Annotated in this window: 2 protein-coding genes; one reads left to right on the forward strand and one right to left on the reverse strand. The window is 58.7% G+C overall.

Annotation, left to right across the window (positions count from 1 at the left end):
• Nucleotides 1-33 precede the first annotated feature (33 nt).
• A complete protein-coding gene (locus EGN72_RS00420; RefSeq protein WP_127044703.1) occupies nucleotides 34-648 on the reverse strand; it encodes a recombinase family protein in 615 nt (204 codons plus the stop codon).
• Between the two features lie 120 nt (nucleotides 649-768).
• On the opposite strand from EGN72_RS00420, the gene EGN72_RS00425 reads away from it, so the two are divergent.
• Nucleotides 769-3,657: a Tn3 family transposase gene (locus EGN72_RS00425; RefSeq protein WP_127044704.1), complete on the forward strand. Its 2,889-nt coding sequence runs from the start codon at nucleotides 769-771 to the stop codon at nucleotides 3,655-3,657.
• Nucleotides 3,658-3,703 lie beyond the last annotated feature (46 nt).

Here is a 3,703-nt window from a genome sequence, read left to right on the forward strand (position 1 = left end):
GGGGTCGAATGCCGCTGAGTGCAGAATGACACCCTAAGCTATTTCAAGCACGCGTTTTCCATATTCCCGCAAGTTTCCGTTTGGATCGACGTATCGGTAGAGGGTGACGGGTCGGATTTTTAGTTCTTTGCAGAGTTCGGCGACCGATGTGTCGCGATTTGCCATGGCGGCCTGGGCGAGGCGGACCTGGGCCTTGGTGAGCGCGAATTTCCGACCACCGGTTCTGCCTCTGGCACGGGCAGCTTGCAGCCCAGCCATCGTGCGTTCGTGGATCAGTTCGCTTTCAAACTCGGCCAGTGCTGCGAAGATACCAAAGGACAGGCGGCCTGCGGCTGTTGTCGTGTCGATCGCAGCGCCTTGACCTGTCAACACTTTCAGACCGACGTCGCGCTCGGTCAGCATCGCGACAGTCTTAACCAGATGGTGCAGGCTGCGCCCGAGCCGGTCGAGTTTCCAGACCACCAGAATATCGCCCGCCCGCAGGGACTTCAGGCAGGCCTCCAGCCCGGGGCGGTCATCTTTCTTGCCGGAGGCGTGATCAGAATAGATTTGGCTCTCAGGTACACCGGCGGCGTTCAAGGCATCCTTTTGCAGGTCGAGCGACTGACTGCCGTCGGCCTTCGACACTCGGGCGTAGCCAATCAGCATGTTTCACAAACGAACGTTTGGGACGCCTGGGCTCGGCAATCACTTTTCTGCACCTAACTTGTTCCTTATCTCATGTCATAAATAAAACTAACCAATCCATTTTTTGAAAGCAAAAGAAACATGGCGCATCGCACCATTTTGACCGAGCGCCAACGCGCCGCCCTTTTTGATCTGCCAACCAGTGAAGCGGAAATGCTTCGTCACTATACGCTGGCCGATGATGATCTTGATCATATCCGCAGACGGCGACGGCCAGAGAACCGGATTGGTTTTGCACTTCAGTTGTGTGCCCTACGGTATCCGGGGCGACTGCTGTCGAATGGGGAGGTCATCCCGGACAAAGTGCTTCGTTTCATCGGCGCTCAATTGGGCATTACAGGCGAAGTGCTTCTCGCCTATGCCGCCCGTCGCCAAACGCGGCAGCAGCATCTTGAGGCTCTTCGGGCGATCTATGGCTACAAAATGTTTACTGGGCGGGGTTCGCGTGACCTGAAGACCTGGCTCGAAGGTGAGGCTGAGGTCGCGCGTTCCAATGAGGATCTGGCGCGCCGGTTCGTGGCGCAATGTAGCCGGACCCTGACCATCCTGCCGGGGCTATCTGTGATTGAGCGACTCTGTGCAGATGCTTTGGTCACCGCCGAACGCCGGGTGGAAGCGCGTATCGCTGATCGGCTTGATGACCCGATGCGGGCCAAGCTTGATGCTTTACTATCGGAAGATGTCGATGGGCGGGTAAGTCGGTTCGTCTGGCTGCGCCAATTTGAGGTTGGCAAGAACTCGGCGGGCGCGAACCGCCTGCTGAACCGGTTAGAGTTCCTGCAAGGTCTCGGGCTTGCAACTGCTGCCCTTGATGGCGTTCCACCGCATCGCATTGCCCGGCTTCGCAGGCAGGGTGAACGGTATTTCTCGGATGATTTGCGCGATATTTCCGGTGATCGGCGGCTGGCAATCCTCGCCGTTTGCACCGTGGAGTGGCAGGCTGCGATAGCTGACGCGGTGATCGAGACGCATGACCGGATCGTGGGTAAAACTTGGCGTGATGCCAAGGCGTTATGTGATATGCAGATTACCGACGCCAAAGCAGCATTGCAGAACACACTTCGTTCTTTCTCAGGCTTGGGGGCCGCCCTCTTGGAAGCGCATGGCGATGGCGCACCCCTGGAGAACGCGGTTACGACCGCCTGCGGTTGGCGTGATCTCGAAGGGCTTGTCTCCACAGCGATGCAGTTGACCAGTACAATGGCGGCCAACCCATTGTCCCATGTCGTCCAAGGCTACCACCGATTTCGGCGCTACGCGCCGCGCATGTTGAGGGCACTCGATATTCAGGCCGCATCGGTGAGCGAACCCTTGGTCAAGGCTGCCCAACTTATCGCAGCGGGAGGAGAAGCAACTGCCCGCCCAACAACCTTTCTGCGCCGCAGTTCCAAATGGCTCCAGCACCTTCAGGCACAGGCCCCAACTGACCATCGGCTTTGGGAGGTCGCCGTGCTATTTCATCTACGCGATGCCTTTCGCTCTGGTGACGTTTGGCTGACGCATTCCCGGCGCTATGCCGACCTGACGCAAGCGCTGGTACCGATGGCGGAGGCGCGGGCCACGCCCAGATTGGCCGTGCCCTTCGAACCGGCAGATTGGCTGGCAGATCGCAAGACCCGCATGGCTGAGGGGTTGAAGCGCCTCGCCGCTGCGGCCCGTGCCGGGGCCATTCCGGGTGGCTCTATCGAGGACGGCGTGTTGAAGATCGACAGACTCACCGCCGCAGTGCCCACCGAAGCCGACGAACTTGTTCTGGATTTATACAAAAGGCTGCCCGATGTGCGGATCACCGATCTGCTTCTGGAGGTGGACGATGCTACAGGCTTCACGGAAGCCTTCACCCATATCCGCACCGGTGCGCCATGCACCGACAGGATCGGCTTGCTGACCGTTCTGCTGGCAGAAGGCCTGAACCTTGGCCTCAGCAAGATGGCCGAGGCCACCAGCACCCATGACTATTTCCAGCTCTCGCGCATCTCACGCTGGCATGTTGAAGGCGATGCGCTCAACCGTGCCTTGGCCACGGTGATAAAGGCGCAGTCCGCTCTGCCCATGGCCCGCTTCTGGGGTGGCGGCACCACCGCCTCCAGCGACGGGCAGTTCTTTCCAACCACTCGTCAGGGCGAGGCGATGAACCTGATCAACGCCAAGTATGGCAATGAACCAGGACTGAAGGCCTATACCCATGTTTCCGATCAGTTCGGCCCCTTTGCCACCCAAACCATCCCCGCGACCGTGAGCGAGGCCCCTTACATCCTTGACGGCCTGCTTATGAATGAGACCGGACGCAGTATCCGCGAGCAATACGCCGATACCGGCGGCTTCACCGATCATGTCTTTGCCGTCACGGCGCTTCTGGGCTTCCAGTTCATTCCACGCATACGTGATCTGCCCTCCAAGAGGCTCTACGTCTTTGATCCGGCCTACGTCCCCAAGGAACTCAAAGGCCTGATCGGCCGCAAGGTTCGACAAAACATCATCTCAGCCAACTGGCCAGATATTCTGCGCAGTGCCGCCACCATGGTGGCAGGTGTCATGCCACCCAGCCAGCTTCTACGTAAATTTGCAGCCTATCCCCGCCAGCACGAGTTGGCTGAAGCCCTCAAAGAAATTGGACGGGTGGAACGAACGCTATTCATCATAGACTGGCTGCTCGACACCGATATGCAGCGCCGTGCCCAGATCGGTCTGAACAAAGGCGAGGCTCACCATGCGCTGAAAAACGCCCTGCGTATCGGTCGCCAAGGTGAAATCCGCGACCGCACCGCCGAAGGGCAGCATTTCCGCATGGCTGGCCTCAACCTCCTTGCCGCCATTGTCATTTACTGGAACACCAAACATCTCGGAGAAGCCGTCGCCTCACGAAAACGCGGCGCCCTCAACTGCTCCCCAGATCTTCTGGTGCATACCTCACCCCTCGGATGGGCACATATCCTCCTCACAGGCGAATACAGGTGGCCAAAACAATAACCAAAAATCTTAGGGTGTCATTCTGCACTCACCGGCATTCGACCCC

Origin of the sequence: Pseudorhodobacter sp. E13 (assembly GCF_003991405.1) — a bacterium.
Classification (GTDB): domain Bacteria; phylum Pseudomonadota; class Alphaproteobacteria; order Rhodobacterales; family Rhodobacteraceae; genus Pseudorhodobacter.

Bases quoted from the DNA above. Each gene is read 5' to 3' on its own strand.
- EGN72_RS00425 (WP_127044704.1), top strand. From the start codon at position 769: ATGGCGCATCGCACCATTTTGACCGAGCGCCAACGCGCCGCCCTTTTT.
- EGN72_RS00420 (WP_127044703.1), bottom strand. From the start codon at position 648: ATGCTGATTGGCTACGCCCGAGTGTCGAAGGCCGACGGCAGTCAGTCG.